Annotated in this window: 2 protein-coding genes; both read left to right on the forward strand. The window is 62.2% G+C overall.

The window, feature by feature from the left end; translation table 11 throughout:
- The first annotated feature begins 6 nt into the window (after positions 1–6).
- Positions 7–300 (forward strand): WXG100 family type VII secretion target, encoded by a 294-nt coding sequence (locus tag A5764_RS21440; RefSeq protein WP_067116858.1) that lies wholly within the window; start codon positions 7–9, stop codon positions 298–300.
- A 31-nt stretch (positions 301–331) separates the two neighbouring features.
- A complete protein-coding gene (locus A5764_RS21445) occupies positions 332–622 on the forward strand; it encodes a WXG100 family type VII secretion target (RefSeq protein ID WP_067116855.1) in 291 nt (96 codons plus the stop codon).

The following is a 622-nucleotide window of genomic DNA, read 5'->3' on the forward strand; positions in this document are numbered from 1 at the left end:
ATCGTTATGAGTTTGTTGGATGCTCATATTCCGCAGTTGGTGGCCGCGCAGTCGGCGTTTGGTGCCAAGGCGGCGTTGATGCGCAGCACGATTGGTCAGGCCGAGCAGGAGGCGGTGTCGGCGCAGGCGTTTCATCAGGGGGAGTCCTCGGTGGCGTTTCAGGCCGCTCATGCCCGGTTTGTGGAGGCCGGCGCGCGGATCAATACGTTGTTGGATATCGCTCAGGTGAATTTGGGGGATGCCGCGGGTACCTATGTGGCCGCCGATGCCGCGGCCGCGTCGGGTTACACCGGGTTCTGAGCCGGACTTAGCAATCGCGAAAGGATTTGTGATGTCGCAGATTATGTATAACTACCCGGCGATGTTGGGCCATGCCGCGGACATGTCGGGTTATGCCGGCACCCTGCAGGGGCTGGGTGCTGATATCGCCAGTGAGCAGGCGGCGCTGTCGAATGCCTGGCAGGGTGATACCGGGATGACGTATCAGGTGTGGCAGGCGCAGTGGAATCAGGCCATGGAAAGCCTGGTGCGCGCCTATCAGGCGATGGCCAGCACCCATGACTCCAACACGCTGGCCATGTACGCCCGCGACACGGCCGAAGCCGCCAAATGGGGCGGCTAG

Origin of the sequence: Mycobacterium sp. 852002-51057_SCH5723018 (genome assembly GCF_001667035.1) — a bacterium.
Classification (GTDB): Bacteria; Actinomycetota; Actinomycetes; order Mycobacteriales; family Mycobacteriaceae; genus Mycobacterium.

Coding starts and splice junctions, on each gene's coding strand:
- A5764_RS21440 (WP_067116858.1), top strand. CDS start 7: ATGAGTTTGTTGGATGCTCATATTCCGCAGTTGGTGGCCGCGCAGTCG.
- A5764_RS21445 (WP_067116855.1), top strand. CDS start 332: ATGTCGCAGATTATGTATAACTACCCGGCGATGTTGGGCCATGCCGCG.